We start from the raw sequence: 17960 nt of genomic DNA on the forward strand, positions 1-17960 counted from the left end.
TAATACTCTATCGTCGACTGATCCTCCTAGGCCTCCAGGGTCTCTGGAATCAATATACGCTACGGGTAAAACCTTCCCATCATGCGCGGGAAGGGGATGGTCTCGCGGATGTGTTTGAGGCCGCAGAGCCAGGCGAGGGTTCGTTCGACGCCGAGGCCGAAGCCGCCGTGGGGGACGGTGCCGTAGCGGCGGAGGTCGAGGTACCACTCGTAGTCGGCGGGGCTGAGGCCTTCTTCGTTGATGCGCTCGAGCAGCACGTCGAGGTCGTCTTCGCGCTGCGAGCCGCCGATGATCTCGCCGTAGCCGTCGGGTGCGAGCAGGTCGACGTTGTTGCAGCGCGTGGGGTCGTCAGCGTTGCGCTTCATGTAGAAGGCCTTGCACTCGCGGGGGTAGTGCGTGACGAAGCAGGGGCGCTCGTGAAGGCGGCTGATGATCGTCTCGTCGCTGCCGCCGAGGTCGCCGCCGCCGTCGAAGTTCGCGGCGAGCTGCATGTGGTGGGGGATGTTCTGCACCTCGACTTCGAGGTCGCCGAGTTCATCGCGCAGGTCGTGAATCTCGGCGACGAGCTTGTCCTTCTCCCACTGCTTGATGCCCTGGGACTTTTCCTTCGCCTCCTTCTCGGCGATCAGACCCTTCACCTCTGCCACGCGGGCGGTCTTGGTCGTCAGGTCTCGCTCCAGTAGCTCCTTCGCCTTTGGACCACGGAGAATGTCGGCGGCCTCCTTGTGGGTGATGCGGTTGAAGGGCTTTTGCACCTTTTCCAGTGCGGCGATGTCGCGGCCGAGGAACTCAAGGTCAGGGCGATGATCGCGGAGGATGCGCTGGACGATGGAGCAGATGAAATCCTCGGCGACTTCAATGACGCCGTCGAGATCGGCGTAGGCGATTTCCGGCTCGACCATCCAGAACTCGGTGAGGTGGCGGCGGGTCTTGCTCTTCTCGGCGCGGAAGGTGGGGCCGAAGCAATAGACCTTGCCGAAGGCCATGCAGGCGGCCTCGACGTAGAGCTGGCCGGTCTGGGCGAGGTAGACCGGCTCGCCGAAGTAGTCGACGGTGAAGAGGGTCTGGGCGCCTTCGCCGGCGGCGGGCGCGAAAATGGGGGTGTCGATCAGGGTGAAGCCGTTGCGGTTGAAGTAGCCGCGAATCTCATCGACGAGCGTCGCGCGGATGCGAAGGATGTGCCACTGCCTGCGGCTGCGAAAGTGCAGGTGGCGGTTTTTCATGAGAAATTCGATGCCGTGGGGCTTGGGGGTGATGGGGTAGTCCACGCTTTCGCCGAGGACTTCCAGGGCGGTGACATCGATCTCGTGGCCGCCGATCTGCTTTTCGTTGGCGCGGACGAGGCCGGTGACACGGATGGAGGACTCTTGTCCGAGGCGGCGGGCGTTTTCGAAAAAGCTCTCGGTGGTCTCATTCTTGGCGACGACGCACTGGCAAAGGCCGCTGCCGTCGCGGACGACGAGAAAGGCGATCTTGCCGGAGTCGCGGCGGTTGTAGAGCCAGCCCTGGAGGGTGACGGTTTGGCCGACGTGTTGGTGGAGGTCTTTGATCAGTGCGGTCATCTGGCGATTCGACTCCTTGTTCGACATCTGGAATAGCGGGCGGCTGGCGGCCGAACATTTCGTGATTGTCGTTGACTGCGGCGATAGTCTGAAAAGTAACCGAGTATAATGTAACGGAATCGCACCGTGGGGCGAGGCGTTGTGATACTGCGTTCCGCGCTTCCCTCCTATCATGGATTGCTGGAAGTTGGGAATCCTTTTGTCGGGGGCGGCGGGGTCACGGTCGATTTCGCGCCGGCGGCGTTGTATCTCTTAATACTGGGTGGGCTCGTCGGAGTCAGGCGGAGAAAGTTGATTGGGCGTCTCTCTGCGTAGGCTGTTCTACGGCTTTGCGGGCGGGACGTCTGCGGCGACGCGGCGGGGGACCGAAGTTTCCGGCAATCGGCAGGAGATTGATCGCTCCGCAATTCGGGTGCGATCGCGCGGGTGAATTACCGCTACTCCTGTCGCGGCAAGACTTTATGTGTCGCCGTCGGTTGACTCTGGAGTACCAGTCCGATATTATTCAATAGAGGCCAACGTTTTGTTATCTGAACGATGGGCCACGCCCTCGCCGATCAAGGGTTGACGCCGCCGAATCGGCTAACGTCCACGCGATCGCGCTTAAAGAATCAGGGAGTCAGACATGGTCAATAAGAACTCTATCCTGGAACTTGTCTCCAAACGCCAGGACCCTCAGGGCTTCCGCGATGAACACTGGGAAGGATCGTTTGACGATTACCTGGACATCGTGACGCGCAATCCGCGCGTGGCGCGAAATGCGTTTCAGCGCGTCTATGACATGATCCTGCACTACGGGACGGAGCGGTTCACGAAGTTTCGCCAGGATTGCGTTCGCTACAAGTTCTTTTCCGATCCGATCGGCCACGGGGAAGACGCCGTGTTCGGCCTTGAAAAATCGCTGACCCAACTGGTGGACTTCTTCAAGTCGGCGGCGCAGGGCTACGGCACCGAGCGGCGCATCCTGCTGCTGCACGGTCCGGTCGGCTCCGCCAAGTCGACCATCTGCCGGCTGATAAAGAAAGGGCTGGAGCAGTACACGCGCACGGATGACGGCGCGATGTATTCATTTGCGTGGCGGATCCCGCGAGCGAACGGCGAGTACGACATCGTCGATTGCCCGATGCACGAGGAGCCGCTGAAGCTGATTCCGAAGGAGCCTCGTCGCGAGGTGATCGTCATGCTGAACGAGTCGCTGCCGCCGGAGCAGCGCATCAGCGTGACGGGCGACCTCGATCCTTTCTGCCGCAAGACGTTCGCGGATTTCCTCAGGCAATATGACGGCGACTGGCGCAAGGTGATGGACCATATCGTGGTCAAGCGACTGGTCATCAGTGAGAAGGATCGTCGGGGCATCGGGACGTTTCAGCCGAAGGACGAGAAGAACCAGGACTCGACCGAGCTGACCGGTGACATCAACTATCGCAAGATCGCCGAATACGGCTCGGACTCGGACCCGCGGGCGTTTAACTTTGACGGCGAGCTCAATGTGGCCAATCGCGGCGTCATTGAGTTCATCGAAGTGCTCAAGCTGGACGTGGCGTTTCTCTACGACTTGCTCGGCGCGTCGCAGGAGCACACGATCAAGCCCAAGAAATTCGCCCAGACCGACATCGACGAAGTGATCGTCGGGCACACCAACGAGCCGGAATACAAGAAGCTCCAGAACAACGAGTTGATGGAGGCCTTCCGCGACCGAACGATCAAGATCGATATTCCGTACAACGTCATCCTCGATCAGGAAATCCGCATTTACGAGAAGGACTTCAACAAGGAGCGCATCCGGGCGATGCACATCGCTCCGCATACGATCGAGACGGCGGCGATGTGGGCCGTCTTGACGCGGCTTGAAGAGCCCAAGAAGGCGGGACTGACGCGGCTGCAGAAGCTCAAGCTTTACAACGGCAAGAGCATCCCCGGGTATACCGAGGACAGCGTCAAGGAGCTGATCGAGGAAGCCCGGCGCGAGGGCATGCAGGGTATCAGCCCACGGTACATTCAGGACAAGATTTCAAACTCGCTGGTGAGCGATCAGGCGATCCAGGAGAAGGGCATCAATCCGTTCATGGTGATGAACGAGCTGGAGGGCGGCCTTTCGCACCACTCGCTTATCTCCGACGAGGAGTTGAAGAAGCAGTACAAGGAACTTCTCTCGGTGGTTCGCGAGGAGTACGAAGACATCCTCAAGGCCGAGGTGCAGAGGGCGATCTCCGCGGATGAAGACGCGATCAAGCGCCTGGCGACGAACTACATCGAGAACGTCCGGGCGTACACGCAGCGGGAGAAAGTGCGCAACAAATACACCGGCAAAGACGAGGAACCGGATGAAAGGCTCATGCGGTCGATCGAAGACAAGATCGACATCCCCGAGAGCCGTAAGGACGATTTCCGCCAGGAAATCATGAATTACATCGGCGCGCTGTCGCTCGACGGGAAGAAGTTCGAGTACCACACCAATGCCCGACTGCAGAAGGCGCTGGAGCTGAAGCTGTTCGAGGATCAGCGGGATACGATCAAGCTGAAGAACGTGGTCAGCGGCGTCATTGATGACGAGACGCAGGCGAAGATCGACGTGGTGAAGCAGCGGCTGATCAAGTACTTCGGGTACAACGAGCAGAGCGCGACGGACGTGCTGAACTACGTGGCGAGCATCTTCGCGCGAGGCGATGCCAAGAGCGAAGACTAGCCGGCGCGGTTTATCTCAGGAAGAGCAGTCCGACGGCCCAGCGAATCACCAGGCAGTAGAGCAGGGTGAGCAGGACGTAGAAGCCGACCCGAAGGGCGGATTCGACGTCGGTGGGGGCCAGCCCGCGACGCTTGGTTCCGCGCATGAGTTCGAGGACGGCTTCGGCGGGCACGTGTCCGTGCTCGTATTCGACGCCGCGGATGATCAGATTTGCCTCGGTGGGCAGGATGGCCAGGCGGCGTGCAAAGCGCACGAGCGCTCTGCGGCGCGAGAACGTCAGGCGGTTCTCGGCGACCTCCCCTTTGACCATTTCCCTGAACAAGCGACGATTTGCGATACGCTTCGCGTCCGCCGCGGCATCGCCGCCCGACAGCGCGGTCTCGAGCGTTCCGTCCAACAGTTTGTGCCTCATGAGTGACCCCCCTAACCAACGATAGGGCCGCAGGCCGGCGGGAATCCAGTTGACGGGCGCTCAAAAAAACTCCCCGGGAGGCGGCGTTTACGGACCGAAGTTGCGAGTCGTTTGTCACCGGGGCGGTGCGGCCTTATTATCAGTCTCGATTATCAGACGAGGACACTCCGGCCCCGGCAACCATTGCTCGGTGTGATTCGGCTTCTCGTTTTACTTCGGAGCTCTGGTTGATGCGTGACATAACACGACGAGATTGAATGCACCGGCACCCCGACCTACCTGAAGCGTTTGCGAAACTGGGGCTGGAAGCGCCGATTCTCCGCGCGCTGGTGGATATGGGATTCACCGAGCCGTCGCCCATTCAGATCGCCCTCATCCCACATGTGCTGGCCGGCAAGGACGTCCTGGGGCAGGCCAAGACCGGAACCGGGAAAACCGCGGCGTTCGGGATGCCCACATTGCAGATGATCGACCCGACAGGGCGAATGCAATTGCTGGTTCTGACTCCCACCCGGGAGCTTGCGGCCCAGGTCGTGGGCGAGTTTCGCAGAATCGCCAAATACACGGAGATCCATTGCGTGCCGGTGTACGGCGGGACGAGCATGAAGGAGCAGCTTCACCTTCTGGGTCGAAAGCCGCATGTCGTGGTCGGCACGCCGGGACGGGTGATGGATGTTCTTCAGCGAAGGGCCTTGACGCTGGACTCGCTTCGATTCGCGGTGCTGGACGAAGTCGATCGCATGCTGGACATCGGTTTTCGCGACGACATACGCCGGATTCTCGGGCAGGTGAAGCATGCTCACCAGACCGTCTTCGTCTCGGCGACCATTGACGACGAGATCAAGAGGCTGACCAAGCAGTACATGCACGATCCGGTGGAGATCAACGTCTCCGAGGACGTGATGACCGTCGAATTGGTGGAGCAGTGGTACTGCGTGGTCGATCCGTGGGACAAGTTTCGACTTCTCAAGCTGCTGCTGGAGCAGGAAAAGCCCAAGCTGGCGATCATCTTTTGCAATACCAAGCACGGCGCGCGCAAGCTCGCACAGCGGCTGCATGCGGCGGGCATGGAGGCTCGCGAGATTCACGGCGACCTCGTCCAGCAGAAGCGCGAGAAGATCATGGAGCGCTTCCGCAAGCATCAGATCCCGCTGCTGGTCGCCACCGATCTGGCGGCGCGCGGCATCGACGTTCACGAGATCACCCACATCATCAATTACGATCTGCCCCAGGACATTCAGGTCTATGTGCACCGCGTCGGCCGCACGGCACGCATGGGCGCAAGCGGCAAGGCCTACACTTTTGTGACGCGCGAAGAGGGCCCCGATCTCACCAAGATCGAGATGATGATCAATAAGCAGCTTATTAAGCTGGATATTCCCGGGTTTGAGCCGCGCGTCGCGCCGGATTCTGTCCCCGGGCCGGGCCAGTCCGCGGGCTCCTCGCCTCAACCCGCATCGGCATCCACGCCCGCCTCGCCGAGCACAGCCGTTTCCGCACCGCCTGCTCCGACGCACTACACCGGCAAGGTTCCCTTGTCGCGTCGCAAGCGGCGATAATCGCTGCAAAGAAAAGTTCGGCGTTCGATCAGCGACGCGGCCATGCCTAGACGGATATCACGGCACGGGGTCGCCGTACGCCGGTAAATCGCTTGCGAAGTGGGGCGATGACTGTCTTGAGAAAGTCGTCAACCTGCTGGGGGGCGAGGCCGACGAAGCGACTGGGGTCCATCACCGCAGCAAACTTCACGCGATCAAAGAGCTGGTCGGCCCGGAGGCGGTCCAGGAGGTCGTTGCTCATGCCGTCTCGTTTGACTCGCGCGGCGGCAGCGCCAGAATGGACTCGGATGCGTTCGTGAAGTGCCTGCCGATCGCCGCCGGCTGACGACGCGGCCATGAGGATTTCCTCGGTGGCGATGAAGGGCAACTCGGCCTCGATCCGCGAGCGCATCACTTTCGGATAAACCACGAGCCCGGCGGCGATGTGGGCGACGATCTGCAACATGCCGTCGGCGGCGAGGAATGATTCCGGAATCAGGAGTCGCTTGTTGCTCGAATCGTCCAGGGTGCGTTCGAGCCATTGCTCCGCGGCATTCTGAAAGCCGGACTGGGCGAGGCTGATGACAAAACGCGCCAGGCCGGTGGCCCGTTCGGAGAGCATCGGATTGCGCTTGTAGGCCATGGCCGAGCTGCCTACCTGGTTTTTCTCGAAGGGCTCTTCCATCTCCTTGAGATTCGCGAGGAGGCGCATGTCGTTGGCGAACTTGTGCACGCCGGAAGCGATGATCGCAATGGCTGAGATCACCTGTGCGTCCACCTTGCGCGAGTAGGTCTGCCCCGTTACCGGCTCGATCTGTTTGAATCCGAGTTTTTGCGCAACGAGTTCCTCGAGCCGGCGGACTTTCTTTTCACTGCCGAGCAGGGACAGGAAGCTGGCCTGGGTGCCCGTCGCGCCGCGTATGCCTCTGAAGCGGAGGTCCGACACCAGGCGGTGGACCGCCTCCAGATCGCGCACGAAGTCCCAGCACCACAGGCTGATGCGCTTGCCGACGGTGGTGAGTTGCGCCGGTTGGTAATGGGTGAAGCCGAGGCAGGGCAGGCTGCGGTGACGTTTGGCCTGGGCGGCCAGTGCGTCGATCACGGCGAGCAGCCGGCCTCGAATCATGTCCAGGGCATCGCGCATGATGAGCAGGTCGGCATTGTCGACGATGTCCATGCTGGTGGCGCCGAGGTGGAGAATGCCGCGCGCCGCCGGCGCGACGTCGCCGAAGGCGTGCAGGTGGGCCATTACATCGTGTCGCAGCTTCTTCTCGTAGGCGCTTGCGGCGGCGAGATCGATTCGATTGAGCCCGGCGCGCAGGGCGGAGATTTGTTTCGCGGAGATCTTCAGGCCCAGCTCGCGCTGTGATTCGGCGAGGGCGAGCCAGATTCGCCGCCAGGTCAGGGCACGATGTCGCATGGAGAAAAGGGCGGACATTTCGGGCGACGCGCTGCGCGCCACGAGGGGGCTGGTGTAAACGTCTTGCCCGTCCGATGCCTTGGGAGCGATTCGACCCATCTTGCTCACGCTCGCCTCGCCTCGGTTATTAGGAATTAAGTTCCAGGAATCCGAGCAGCCAGGCCTGGTATTGCAGATCGAAGGCCTCAAGATCGTCGGATACGTAGGCGCGAAAGATGGCCTCGCCGCGGCTCATTTGCCCGTCGGTGTCGGCTGCGAGAAACGCGCGGGCCTTGCGATCCATCTCTTCACTGCCCAGTTCGTTAAGGAGCGTGCGGAAACCGTCGCGGTAGTCATTGTCCCAGTCAGGTCGCATGAGAAAAACGACCAGAGACCATGCCTGAGAGTAGTAGGTCAGCACCTCGGCGGAGGGCTTGTGGATTTCCTGACCGGCATCGGTGGCGAGGATGCGCGCCAGGGGCTGCAGTTTGCCGTGGCTGTAGGCCTTGCGAAGGGCAGGGCGGCGCAGGGTATTGCGCTCGTGAGTGAAGATCGGTCGATTGTCCGGCCCGAGTTCAAAGGCCTCGAAGTAACAGGCCAGGCCTTCGTTGATCCAGGCGGGAATCGGCTTGTCGTGTGTGACTTCGAGATACTGGTGCAGACCCTCGTGGGCCAGAATGGAGAGGGTGCTGCGTCGCGAGCCGTAGTGAGAAACGGTCAGGCCGCGCTCCGAATAGCCGCCGGATCGAATCTGCTTGTAAATCGCGGCGCGGGGCCCGGTGAACTCCTCGGTGAATCGCTCCCAATCCCAGCGAGACTGGAAGAGATATGTCGCCAGGGGTTCCTTCGGCATGCGTTTCGGGGGCAGTATCTCGGCGTAGGTGTCCCAGCACGCCTCGAGGAAAGTCGGCATCGCATCGGTAAAGGGCTTGGCCTTGCAGGTGGTGTAGATGATGTAGTGGTCACTCGTGAGCTTGACGCCCTTGCTGTTGCGATACGTCCACTCCTCTTGCTGAAACTGAACAGGCTCGGACGATTGCATTTGCAACTTCGAGCAGCCTGATATGGCCGTCAGGATCAGCAGGGCCGGACCGAGCAGTCGGCTGTTCATTCGGTTGACCACGACTAGAATATGGGCGGCTTCCATGCGATGTGCTATGCTAGGGGCTTGCGCGGGGCCATGCAACGGCCTTGGTAAGGCGCAAACGACTGACGACGCAAGAGATTTTCTTGTGACCGCGCCTGCGATGACGAATCCAATTCTCCAGACGATCTGAACTCGAGAGGTAGACATGCCCGACATTGAAAAAGTAATCATCATCGGCTCCGGGCCGGCCGGCTGGACGGCAGCCATCTATGCTTCCCGCGCGAACTTGAACCCGCTGGTCTTCGCAGGCCGGCCCAAAAGCGTCCCGAGTTTGATCCTGCCCGGCGGACAGTTGATGCTGACGACGGACGTTGAGAATTATCCCGGGTTTCCCGAGGGTGTGACCGGTCCGAAGCTGATGGCGTATTTCGAGCAGCAGGCGGTGCGATTCGGCACGCGCATCGTCACCGACGACGGGCTGAATCCCGACGTTTCAGATCCCGACAGCGGGCACACGTCAAAGTATCAGGACTGTACGAGCGTCGATTTTTCGAAGCGGCCGTTCAAGGTCGTTTCGGAGGACGGGACTGAGTATCAATCGCACTCCGTCATCATCGCGACCGGCGCGATGGCGAACTGGATGGGACTGGATAACGAGCAGCGGTTGGCGCGCAGCGGCGGCGGCGTCTCTGCGTGCGCTGTGTGCGACGGAGCCATGCCGATCTTTCGGGGCAAGGAAGTGGCTGTCGTCGGCGGCGGCGACTCTGCCGTGGAAGAGGCGATCTATCTGACCAAATTCGCCAGCAAGATATATATCATCCATCGACGCGATCAACTGCGGGCCAGCAAGATCATGGCCGAGCGGGCCAAAAGCAACTCCAAGATCGAATTCAAATGGAACTCGGTGGTGACGGACGTGCTTGGCGATCAGAGCATCAAGGGGCTCCGTCTGAAAGATACGAAGACGGAAAAGGAGAGCGAATTGCCGGTCGGCGGATTGTTCGTCGCCATTGGTCACACGCCGGCGACGGAAATATTCAAGGGGCAGATTGATCTGGACGCCAAGGGTTATGTGAAGCTCAAGGATACCTACCGTTCGACCACAAGCGTCGACGGCGTGTTTGTGGCGGGGGACTGCGCCGACAGCGTGTATCGGCAGGCGGTTACCGCCGCGGGCATGGGCTGCAAGGCGGCCATCGACGCGGAGCGCTGGCTGGCGGAGCATGGCGTGGAGTAGGTTTGCTTTTTCTCAAGAGGGGTGCGGGCTTAGCGAGACATTGCGTTTCAACCGCCCCAGGCAGAAATTCGCCAGCACGCGCCAGGGGTTGGCGAGCGTCGGTTGCAGCAGCGCCGCGCGGGCGAGTTCCTTCCCCGCTTGTTTGAGGTCGCCGTTTTCCAGGTAGTGCATTCCGGTGCGTTCATGCACTCGGGCGATCGCCCGGCGCCGCAGATTGCCGCCGGGGTCCATGCGGTGATACAGGGCCGCGTGATCTTCGATGAAGTCGGTCATCTCGCCGCGATGGCGCTGCGGGTTCGTCCAGTGCGCCGGGCCCGGTTGCTGTTTGACCAGCGGATGCGGCAGTAGCAATCCCTGATATCGCTCCAGCAGGGCCACGGCCAGACGCCGGTCTTCACATCCCTTGCCGGGGGCGAACCCGCCGATGGACTCGATCGCATCGCGGCGAATCAAGATCGACGAGCAGATGCCGGAGAGTATGTTACGAATCAAGAGCTCGCGGCGCATGATGGCCGGGTCGAGAGAGCCATTCCAGAATGAGTAGTGATACCGCTGCTGCGCGGCCGACCAGGCCAGCGCGGCGGTCACACAGAAATCCGCCGCCGGGTGCTGCGAGAGCGCGGTAAGTTGCAATTCCAGTTTGTTCGGCTCCCAGTAGTCATCGGCGTCCAGAAACGCCAGCCAATCGCCATGTGCCGCCGCGATCCCGTTGTTTCGGGCAACCGACGCGAGGAGATTCTCCTGGCCGATGTATCGCACGCGACCGCCATAGGCCCGGCAGACGTCGGCGGTGTCGTCCCCGCTGCCGTCGTCGACGACGATGATCTCATCGGCGGGCACGGTCTGGGTCAGGACCGAGTCGATCGCCTTGGGGAGGATGGGCGCGGACTTGTAGCTGGGGATGATGACGGACACAAAGGCCTGTGTCAGATCGCGCATATGTATACATCGACTACGCTGGCCGGCGAGTTTGGGATTTTGGGAATCGCTTCCGATCCGCTTTGTTACGGCGTCAGGGGTCGGGGACGGCCGGATTCTACCGGTGGTGGACATGCGGCCCATATTGACGAAGCCCCCGTCCGGCGTAATATGCGGCGCGACTGAGGTGCATAAATGGAAGCCACCCTATCGCCCCCCAAGAAGTTCCTGGAAACCCCCCTCGCCTTCGCCCTCGTTGTCCTGATCGGCAACGCCATCGCCTGGGCAATCCCCGGCAATGTGATCAAGATGATCGCCCGAGAGCAGCCGATCGTCCTGGGGCGCTATTCACGCGCCCACTTCTGCTGGCTGGTCTTCGCGCTGGTCCTTTCCGCGATTGCCGTCTTTATCCGGTGGGCGCCGTCGGCCGCCGCGCGTAAGCGGAGGGCATTCATCCTCGTCGCCGGGTGTCTTGGCCTGGTTCCGGCGTTGTTCATCGTTGACCTCTCCCTGCGCATGCGCACGGAGTATCCCTACGCCCCGGATGCCCATGTCTTTCACCGTCCGCCGGGCGCCAAGTACGAACTACCCTACGAGGACGTTCCTGAGTGCAGGCGCTCCTTCCCGAAAACGCCGGTGGGTTATGGACGCGTCGAGTGTGTCATGAGCTACGACGCCCAAGGGTTTCGCAATCTCACGAACCCCGACACATGCGACATCATCACTTTGGGAGATTCCTTCACGGAAGGCTCACGCGTGTCGGACGGTGAGACATGGCCGGACATATTGGCCGCTCAATCCGGCCTGAGTGTCTACAATCTCGGCATGTCCGGCTACGGGGCGCCGGAGTACCTGGCAAGTCTCGAGTACTTCGGTATCTCGAAGAAGCCCAGGCTTGTCATTTGCATGTTGTACGAAGGCAACGATTTCCGGTCTGACAATCTCGAACCGCACGCCGGCGTCACGGCCAAGCAGATACTTGCGACCAGCCCGATCATTGTGGCGATCAATAACTTTCTCTGTCAACAATTGGGGGCAATCGGCGCCACGCGCGAGCTGCCGGGCATGGAGCCGCTTGCGTGGCTCCCGCTTACGATCCCCAGCACGCCGGAAGGGAGGCATTACGCCTTTCCCGCAAAACAGCTCACCGAGCTTTACATCACGCCTGAAAAGCTGGAAAACGAAGGCGCCTGGTTCGTCATCACGTCCAAGCTCAAGGAGATGAAAAAGCTTTGCAATGCCGGCGGTGCGACCCTCGCGGTCGCCTATGCGCCGAACAAGGCGCACGTCCTGTTCCCGCTCGTTGCCGACCGGTTGGATGCCGCCAACGTGCGCCGGTACATGGAGTTCAAAAAGCGCGTGCTCAAGGCCCCCGAGGGCAAGGACTTCATGCCCAGCATCCTGGTAAGTCTCGACAATCACGAGAAACATGTCCGCGAGTGGTGCGAACGGCGCGATGTGCTGTTCATCAGTTTGACCAAGCCCATGCGCGACGCCGTCGCCGCCGGCACGCAAACCTACTACACCTATGATCAGCACTGGTCTCCCGCCGGGCACGTCGCCGCTGCGAACTGCGTCATTGAGGCGCTGCGCAAGGAGCCCGTCCTTGCCGCGCTGTTCGAAAGCCCCGCCCGTGCTCAGTCATCGAAAATGGCGCAGGGCTCTTCCGAAGGCCCTTAGGCATCCCACGTCACATGCGGCTGCGGTCTTTCACGCGAATGACCAGCCGAAGGCCGGACCATGTCTCGTCGATGGCGCAGACTTTGTTGTCTACAAGTCCGGCGGCCAGGCCTAAGGCGCGCACCGTGTCCTCGGTCACATCGGTTTTCACGCCGGATGCCTTCTTGGGCCAGGCAATCCAGAGACCCGCGGCGGGCTCCATGTTCGACTTGAGTCGCGGCAGTGCTTTTTGAAGCAGGGCGGCGCTCTTGGTGAAGAAGACGATCACGGAGAACCGGCCGCTGCGGGGCCTGCGCGAGATCGTTAGCGTCTTTGAATGGGGGCCGATCAGGTCCAGGAAATCCGATGGTTCGCCGTAGAGTGCGACGCAGTGGCCCTCTTTCATTCCGAGCTTCTTGTGAAGCGGTGTTCCCGAGTAGCGTGCCATCGCGTGGCCTCCGAATGTGATGGAGCCGCTCCGTGGGGAGGTCCGCGTGGCAGCGTAGACATTCGGACGTTGGATGAAAAGGGCGTGGGTACCGAGGGATTCGCGCGCTTGCCATTGAGGCCGGGCGAGGCCTCCCTGATTTCGCGGCCGTCCGATCGGCGCAGGGACATTTTCGCGGAGGATTTCCGCCGCAATCATGCGGCCCATGGGGCGATCGGCTCGTCGGAAAAGGCCGCGATTATTGATCGGTTCTTGCAACATTACCGGGGCTGGACAAGAGCCGGAATATGGGCTTTACTTGATAGGCTCTCGCGAACGGCTAAACTGTAAGCGAGACAGGTCCCCGATAGCTCAATGGTAGAGCGAGCGGCTGTTAACCGCTAGGTTGTAGGTTCGAGTCCTACTCGGGGAGGTTTACCCATTTGCTATAGCGCAGATCGTTCCTGGGTTAACAATTCTCTTGGCCTTGGGTCGCGTTCACTGGGTTCTAAGTCTTGATGAAACGCCGGTTAAGGACGATTACGCTTGCAACCCCGGATTCCTCTCTCGTCAGCGAGTGTCAATTCATGCCACTAGAGAGAGGAGGAATCGAGCCCAACTTACGCGATTCCTCTCTCTTTGGGCCGATTCGGAGCCCATTCCGGTTAACTGCCGTTTCGTCAATTGGCATTGGTCGGCGTGCCTATTTGTCCGATGACGTGAACAATGGCTAGTCGCACCCTGGCAGAGGTTACACCGGGCGTACTTCTGTGGGCCCGAGAGACTCTCGGACTCAACAGTGACACAGCGGCTCGGTCGATCGGTGTCAAGCCAACAACACTTCAATCTTGGGAAGGCGGCGACAATCAGCCCAGCATTCCCCAGTTGCGCAAGCTGGCCACGGTCTACAAGCGGCCGATCGCGATCTTCTTTCTGCCCACGCCACCAGAAGATAGACGCCCGCCCCGAGACTTTCGGCGCTTGCCAGAGGGCCCGTCGGCGACGCTCTCCCCCAGCCTGCGACTGGAGATTCGAAAGGCCGAGTTGAGACAGTCGGCGGCGACCGAATTGGTATCCGAGGAATCCCCCATCGCCCGTCTCCTCGGTTCAGCCTCGTTGTCGGCTGATGTCGACGAATTGACAGGCCAGATGCGCCGGGAACTTGGCATCAGCTTGAAGTCGCAGATTGCATGGCGCGATCCCTATGTGGCATTGCGGCAATGGACCGATGCGATCGAATCGTCAGGCTGCCTGGTGTTCCAAGCATCCAAGGTCGAAGTCTCCGAGATGCGCGGCATCTCACTGTATGACGCACATGTCCCGGCCATCCTTCTGAATGCCGCCGACTCGCCGCGCGGTCGAATCTTCTCACTCGGCCATGAATTGGGCCACCTCCTGCTGGGCGCGGCAGGCCTATGTGATTTGGACGAGTTCGAATTGCGGAACTCAGAGGCGGCACGCATCGAGGTCTTCTGCAACCGATTCTCGGCAGCATTGCTCGTTCCCAAGTCCGCCATTCTGGATCATCCGATCGTCGCCGCTCACTTTGACCCAGACGAGTGGTCCGACGAGGACCTGTTAGCGCTGGCCCGACACTTTTCAGTCAGCACCGAAGTGATTGCTCGGCGGCTCGTCACCCTAGACCAGGCAAGCCAGTCATTCTATGTGGCCCGAAGAGATGGGTTCCTGAAGGATGCCGTCGCGTACCGGGAAGGCCTACGCAAGTCCAAGGGTGGGCCTCCACTTGCCCGCCGGGTCCTGGCATCGGGCGGCCATCGCTTTACTCGGATTGTCATTTCGGCTTACCACGACGAGGCCATTACCGGGAGTGATGTGGCCGAGTACCTCGGCATCAAGCTCGACTACCTGCCGCGCATCGAAAAGGAACTGGAGGGCGCGCCGACTCGGCGCTTGGGCAGGCCATGACCTATAGTCTGGATACCAGTGCCTTTCTGGATGCGTGGGAGCGCAACTATCCCATCGATGTCTTTCCCAGCTTGTGGGAGCAAATGGATGGCTTTGCGAAGGGTGGCGTTCTCATCAGTGTCGAGGAAGTCTATCAAGAGATGAAGAAGAAGGCGGACGGCGTCGTCCGCTGGGCCAAGAATCACCGAGACATCTTTCTGCCGCTGTCGCCACCGATCCAATCCCGGCTTCGAGAGATCATGAAGGCATTTCCCAAAGTTGTGGACCCCAGGCGAAGTCGATCCGGGGCCGACCCGATCTTGGTTGCAGCGGCCATGGTTCAAGGCTCGGTCGTCGTAACTGGTGAGAAGGGAACCGGAAAAAAGGACAAACCAAGAATCCCCGACGTCTGCGGGCATTTCAAGGTGCGCTGCATTCCCACGCTCGACATGCTCAGAGAATTGAAGGTGAAGATCTAGCTCCCGCTCGTGACCGAGGTGCCTAGGAGCCCAGCGCCTCGACGACGGCGGTGTTGGTTTTCGACGAGGCTCCCGAATTCTCGCACTTGTGCGGACCAGTCATCTATTCGAAGGATGGGCCGCATGTCGCGTTCCTTCAGGTCTTTGGTCTTGGCGTCGTCGTCCAAGAGCAGGCGCTCCTGAATAGCCGGCGCGAGTCGGCGGAGGGCCATGATCTGCGAAAGCCGGGCTCGGGTCAGTCCGAGTTGCTTGGCGACCTCCGATTGGCTGGATGCCCGCCCTTCGGTAATGGCCTGTTCGATCTGGTACGCAAGGACGAGGTGGCGGACCAACTGCGATTGGTTTCGGGCGTCCCTTGTCTGGTGGATCGACTTCTTCGGATTCGTCCCCTTGGAGGCTTGCGGGAATGATACCGACATGCTGGAAGCATTCTGATTCAAGCCGTCTGCCGCTTCTTCAGGCATCGCATGAACTCCTCAGTAAAGTGAATGTCCAGCCGCTGCTGTGCGCCGTCGATCTCGATGGCCTTGACCACGAGCCGGATCAACCGCGCCTGGGCCTCTCTGGCGAGCCCATCCCATTGCGAGCGCAATATCTGTGCTGCGTCGGCGATGGTGGAATTCTTCAGCAGTGACTGATCGATCTTCAATTCCCGAATCTGCCGCAGCACCAGTTCCTCGAAGTTCCTGGCGTTGACCGAGCGTGTGGGACATGACGCCGCCCCGCGCTTGAGCGACTTGCAGCAGATGTAATACCGATAGCGCCTTGTCCCTTTGCACGAGACGCTGGAGATCATCGCCGCATTGCAGGACTTGCATCGAAGAATCCCCTTGAGTAGGGCCCCATGTTGATTGCGGACTAATGAGCCTCGCGTTGACCGATTCCGGTCCAGCATCGATTGCACGCGGTCGAACAGCGCTTGATCCAGGATGGCCGGGTGCTCTCCTTCGTGGACATGCTGGTAGTGCCTGACCTTGCCCAGGTAGGCCACGTTGGTCAGCAGAACGTAGATGTTGGTCTTGTCGAAGGGCCTTCCTCCCATTTGCCCGCCCTTGCTGCTTTCCCAGCGCTTGGTGGTCCAGCCGCGACGGGCCAGTTCATCCACCGTCGCCAGAAGCGACTCCTTCTTCAGGTAGAGTTCGAAGATCTCCCTGACCTTCGGCGCTTCTTCCTCGTTGACCACCAGCCGCTTATGGACCCGATCGATGTCGTAGCCGAGGACCGGCCTGCCGCCTGCCCATTTGCCCTTCTTTCGGGCAGCAGCGATCTTGTCGCGCGTTCGCTCTCCGATGATCTCCCGTTCGAATTGGGCGAAGGACAACAGGATGTTCAGGGTCAATCGACCCATGGAGTCGGCGGTATTGAAGTGCTGGGTCACGCTGACGAAGTGGACATTCTTGTCCTCAAAGAGCTTCATCAATCGAGTGAAGTCCAGGAGCGACCGGGAGAGGCGATCGACCTTGTAGACAACGACGCAGTCCACTCGGCCCTCGGTGACGTCGGCCAGCAATTTGCTCAGCGCCGGCCTGTCCAGGCTGCCGCCTGAGTATCCGCCATCGTCATACTTTTCAGGAATGACCACCCAACCGGTGTGTTTTTGGGAGGCGATGTATGATTCTCCCGCTTCGCGTTGGGCGTCGAGCGAGTTGAAGGCTTGATCCAGCCCTTCGCTGGTCGATTTACGGGTGTAGATGGCGCAGCGAACCGGCCGAACCTCTACGGAGCTTCGAGGCGGGTTCGATGCTCCTTCGAGGTCCATTCGACGACGTCTGGGCATGGGGGGTTATTTCTCCTGGGAGATGAGGCCGAAGAAGAGCAGGCCATTCCAGTGGGCACCGGTGACCACCTTCGCGATCGCGCTGAGGGAGCGGTAGCGCCTGCCCTCGAACTCGAATCCGGATTCAAGAATGGTGACGATGAGGTCGCGGCCCTTGTAGGCGCGGCGGAGCATCGAGCCTGGCGGGGGCAGACGTATGTCTCGACAGCGGCTGGGGCCATGCCCCCGGCCACGTCCAACGGCGGCGGAGACTCCTGCGTTGCCGGTTGTATCAAAACCGGAATTCCCGGCATCCGAGGCCCGACAATTCACTTCTGATTTGTCCGCGCATCGTCGCTTGGCTCGGGCGATCATACGGCCGAGCGGGTTGAGCAACTCCGCCAGTTCGGCCAGTTGGCGCTGAGCCTGGCGTGAGAGTTGGGCGCTACGTGTCGAGTGTTTCATCGCATGCCCTCGAACGTGTCACGCACACTACTTGGCGAACTCAAACTGACCTCTTTCGACCTTTTTGAATCGTGCCGCCTTGCCCTTGGCGGTGATCTCCCGAAGGATCGCGGCGTACAAAGTGGCATGCGGCGTCTTGCCGCCGGGGCTCTTCCACAGGTCCTGCGTGGCCATCGCGTCGATCAGCTCCTGTGATCGCATGGGCTTGGCTGCCTTCTTGAGGACGGTCGCGGCGGCGTCGAGGGCGCTGGTGCGCTTTGGCTTGTCCACCTTCGTGGCTTTGGCCGCAGGTGCTTTTGTTCCCAGGGCGGCGATGGCCACCTTCTCCTTCGGTGCACTCGTCGCCTTGGCGTTGGCCTTCTTGTTGGTCTTCGTCGTCTTGGTCTGCTTCGTACTCATCGATTGACTCCTTGGTTAAGGTCCGGCCGCA

The 17960-nt window shown here is 60.7% G+C and carries 16 protein-coding genes and 1 tRNA gene; 7 read left to right on the top strand and 10 right to left on the bottom strand.

Features of this window, described 5'->3' with window-relative positions; translation table 11 throughout:
• Positions 1–59: 59 nt before the first annotated feature.
• On the bottom strand, positions 60–1562 hold the full coding sequence (locus tag HS101_11510; protein ID MBE7506893.1) for an asparagine--tRNA ligase: 1503 nt from the start codon (positions 1560–1562) through the stop codon (positions 60–62).
• A 625-nt stretch (positions 1563–2187) separates the two neighbouring features.
• On the opposite strand from HS101_11510, the gene HS101_11515 reads away from it, so the two are divergent.
• A complete protein-coding gene (locus HS101_11515; GenBank protein MBE7506894.1) occupies positions 2188–4248 on the top strand; it encodes a serine protein kinase in 2061 nt (686 codons plus the stop codon).
• 10 nt (positions 4249–4258) lie between these two features.
• Here the strand turns inward: HS101_11515 and HS101_11520 are convergent, their stop codons facing one another.
• On the bottom strand, positions 4259–4660 hold the full coding sequence (locus HS101_11520) for a hypothetical protein (protein ID MBE7506895.1): 402 nt from the start codon (positions 4658–4660) through the stop codon (positions 4259–4261).
• A 257-nt stretch (positions 4661–4917) separates the two neighbouring features.
• Here HS101_11520 and HS101_11525 point away from each other — a divergent pair, with 257 nt between their 5' ends.
• Positions 4918–6219, top strand: a complete 1302-nt coding sequence (locus tag HS101_11525) for a DEAD/DEAH box helicase (GenBank protein MBE7506896.1) — start codon at positions 4918–4920, stop codon at positions 6217–6219.
• 46 nt (positions 6220–6265) lie between these two features.
• On the opposite strand, the gene HS101_11530 is transcribed toward HS101_11525, so the two are convergent.
• Positions 6266–7717, bottom strand: a complete 1452-nt coding sequence (locus HS101_11530; protein MBE7506897.1) for an adenylosuccinate lyase — start codon at positions 7715–7717, stop codon at positions 6266–6268.
• A 28-nt stretch (positions 7718–7745) separates the two neighbouring features.
• Positions 7746–8744, bottom strand: coding sequence for a DUF1570 domain-containing protein (locus tag HS101_11535; protein MBE7506898.1), 999 nt, complete (start codon positions 8742–8744; stop codon positions 7746–7748).
• A gap of 145 nt (positions 8745–8889) precedes the next feature.
• Here HS101_11535 and HS101_11540 point away from each other — a divergent pair, with 145 nt between their 5' ends.
• The gene (locus HS101_11540; GenBank protein MBE7506899.1) at positions 8890–9921 is read left to right on the top strand and encodes a thioredoxin-disulfide reductase; all 1032 of its coding nucleotides are present in this window, start codon (positions 8890–8892) and stop codon (positions 9919–9921) included.
• Positions 9922–9933: 12 nt separating this feature from the next.
• On the opposite strand, the gene HS101_11545 is transcribed toward HS101_11540, so the two are convergent.
• Entirely contained in the window at positions 9934–10851 is a 918-nt protein-coding gene (locus tag HS101_11545; GenBank protein MBE7506900.1) for a glycosyltransferase family 2 protein, read from the bottom strand.
• A 183-nt stretch (positions 10852–11034) separates the two neighbouring features.
• Here HS101_11545 and HS101_11550 point away from each other — a divergent pair, with 183 nt between their 5' ends.
• Positions 11035–12519, top strand: coding sequence for a hypothetical protein (locus tag HS101_11550; protein MBE7506901.1), 1485 nt, complete (start codon positions 11035–11037; stop codon positions 12517–12519).
• A gap of 10 nt (positions 12520–12529) precedes the next feature.
• On the opposite strand, the gene HS101_11555 is transcribed toward HS101_11550, so the two are convergent.
• Positions 12530–12946: a DUF3052 domain-containing protein gene (locus HS101_11555; GenBank protein MBE7506902.1), complete on the bottom strand. Its 417-nt coding sequence runs from the start codon at positions 12944–12946 to the stop codon at positions 12530–12532.
• A 340-nt stretch (positions 12947–13286) separates the two neighbouring features.
• On the opposite strand from HS101_11555, the gene HS101_11560 reads away from it, so the two are divergent.
• The 3 genes from HS101_11560 to HS101_11570 all read left to right on the top strand — a co-directional run bounded on the left by HS101_11560 (position 13287) and on the right by HS101_11570 (position 15309).
• Positions 13287–13358 (top strand) — tRNA-Asn (locus HS101_11560).
• 293 nt (positions 13359–13651) lie between these two features.
• Positions 13652–14851 (top strand): ImmA/IrrE family metallo-endopeptidase, encoded by a 1200-nt coding sequence (locus HS101_11565; protein MBE7506903.1) that lies wholly within the window; start codon positions 13652–13654, stop codon positions 14849–14851.
• A complete protein-coding gene (locus tag HS101_11570; protein ID MBE7506904.1) occupies positions 14848–15309 on the top strand; it encodes a DUF4411 family protein in 462 nt (153 codons plus the stop codon). The genes HS101_11565 and HS101_11570 overlap by 4 nt, the downstream gene beginning before the upstream one ends.
• Here HS101_11570 and HS101_11575 read toward each other — a convergent pair.
• Genes HS101_11575 through HS101_11590 form a run of 4 tightly spaced genes read right to left on the bottom strand, consistent with a single transcriptional unit; the run spans position 15306 to position 17929 of the window.
• A complete protein-coding gene (locus HS101_11575; protein ID MBE7506905.1) occupies positions 15306–15773 on the bottom strand; it encodes a hypothetical protein in 468 nt (155 codons plus the stop codon). The two genes, HS101_11570 and HS101_11575, sit on opposite strands and share 4 nt — an antisense overlap.
• Complete coding sequence (locus HS101_11580) at positions 15746–17068, bottom strand: recombinase family protein (GenBank protein MBE7506906.1); 1323 nt, start codon at positions 17066–17068, stop codon at positions 15746–15748. Before HS101_11580 ends, HS101_11575 begins: the two co-directional genes overlap by 28 nt.
• 24 nt (positions 17069–17092) lie before the next feature.
• Positions 17093–17530, bottom strand: a complete 438-nt coding sequence (locus HS101_11585) for a DUF2924 domain-containing protein (protein MBE7506907.1) — start codon at positions 17528–17530, stop codon at positions 17093–17095.
• 27 nt (positions 17531–17557) lie between these two features.
• Entirely contained in the window at positions 17558–17929 is a 372-nt protein-coding gene (locus HS101_11590) for a hypothetical protein (protein ID MBE7506908.1), read from the bottom strand.
• Between the last annotated feature and the right edge of the window lie 31 nt (positions 17930–17960).

Source organism: Planctomycetia bacterium (assembly GCA_015075745.1).
In the GTDB taxonomy this organism is placed as follows: domain Bacteria; phylum Planctomycetota; class Phycisphaerae; order UBA1845; family UTPLA1; genus UTPLA1.

Bases quoted from the DNA above. Each gene is read 5' to 3' on its own strand.
- HS101_11510 (MBE7506893.1), bottom strand. From the start codon at position 1,562: ATGACCGCACTGATCAAAGACCTCCACCAACACGTCGGCCAAACCGTC.
- HS101_11570 (MBE7506904.1), top strand. From the start codon at position 14,848: ATGACCTATAGTCTGGATACCAGTGCCTTTCTGGATGCGTGGGAGCGC.
- HS101_11535 (MBE7506898.1), bottom strand. From the start codon at position 8,744: ATGGAAGCCGCCCATATTCTAGTCGTGGTCAACCGAATGAACAGCCGA.
- HS101_11540 (MBE7506899.1), top strand. From the start codon at position 8,890: ATGCCCGACATTGAAAAAGTAATCATCATCGGCTCCGGGCCGGCCGGC.
- HS101_11590 (MBE7506908.1), bottom strand. From the start codon at position 17,929: ATGAGTACGAAGCAGACCAAGACGACGAAGACCAACAAGAAGGCCAAC.
- HS101_11580 (MBE7506906.1), bottom strand. From the start codon at position 17,068: ATGGACCTCGAAGGAGCATCGAACCCGCCTCGAAGCTCCGTAGAGGTT.
- HS101_11525 (MBE7506896.1), top strand. From the start codon at position 4,918: ATGCACCGGCACCCCGACCTACCTGAAGCGTTTGCGAAACTGGGGCTG.
- HS101_11585 (MBE7506907.1), bottom strand. From the start codon at position 17,530: ATGAAACACTCGACACGTAGCGCCCAACTCTCACGCCAGGCTCAGCGC.
- HS101_11565 (MBE7506903.1), top strand. From the start codon at position 13,652: ATGGCTAGTCGCACCCTGGCAGAGGTTACACCGGGCGTACTTCTGTGG.
- HS101_11515 (MBE7506894.1), top strand. From the start codon at position 2,188: ATGGTCAATAAGAACTCTATCCTGGAACTTGTCTCCAAACGCCAGGAC.
- HS101_11520 (MBE7506895.1), bottom strand. From the start codon at position 4,660: ATGAGGCACAAACTGTTGGACGGAACGCTCGAGACCGCGCTGTCGGGC.
- HS101_11530 (MBE7506897.1), bottom strand. From the start codon at position 7,717: ATGGGTCGAATCGCTCCCAAGGCATCGGACGGGCAAGACGTTTACACC.
- HS101_11575 (MBE7506905.1), bottom strand. From the start codon at position 15,773: ATGCCTGAAGAAGCGGCAGACGGCTTGAATCAGAATGCTTCCAGCATG.
- HS101_11550 (MBE7506901.1), top strand. From the start codon at position 11,035: ATGGAAGCCACCCTATCGCCCCCCAAGAAGTTCCTGGAAACCCCCCTC.
- HS101_11555 (MBE7506902.1), bottom strand. From the start codon at position 12,946: ATGGCACGCTACTCGGGAACACCGCTTCACAAGAAGCTCGGAATGAAA.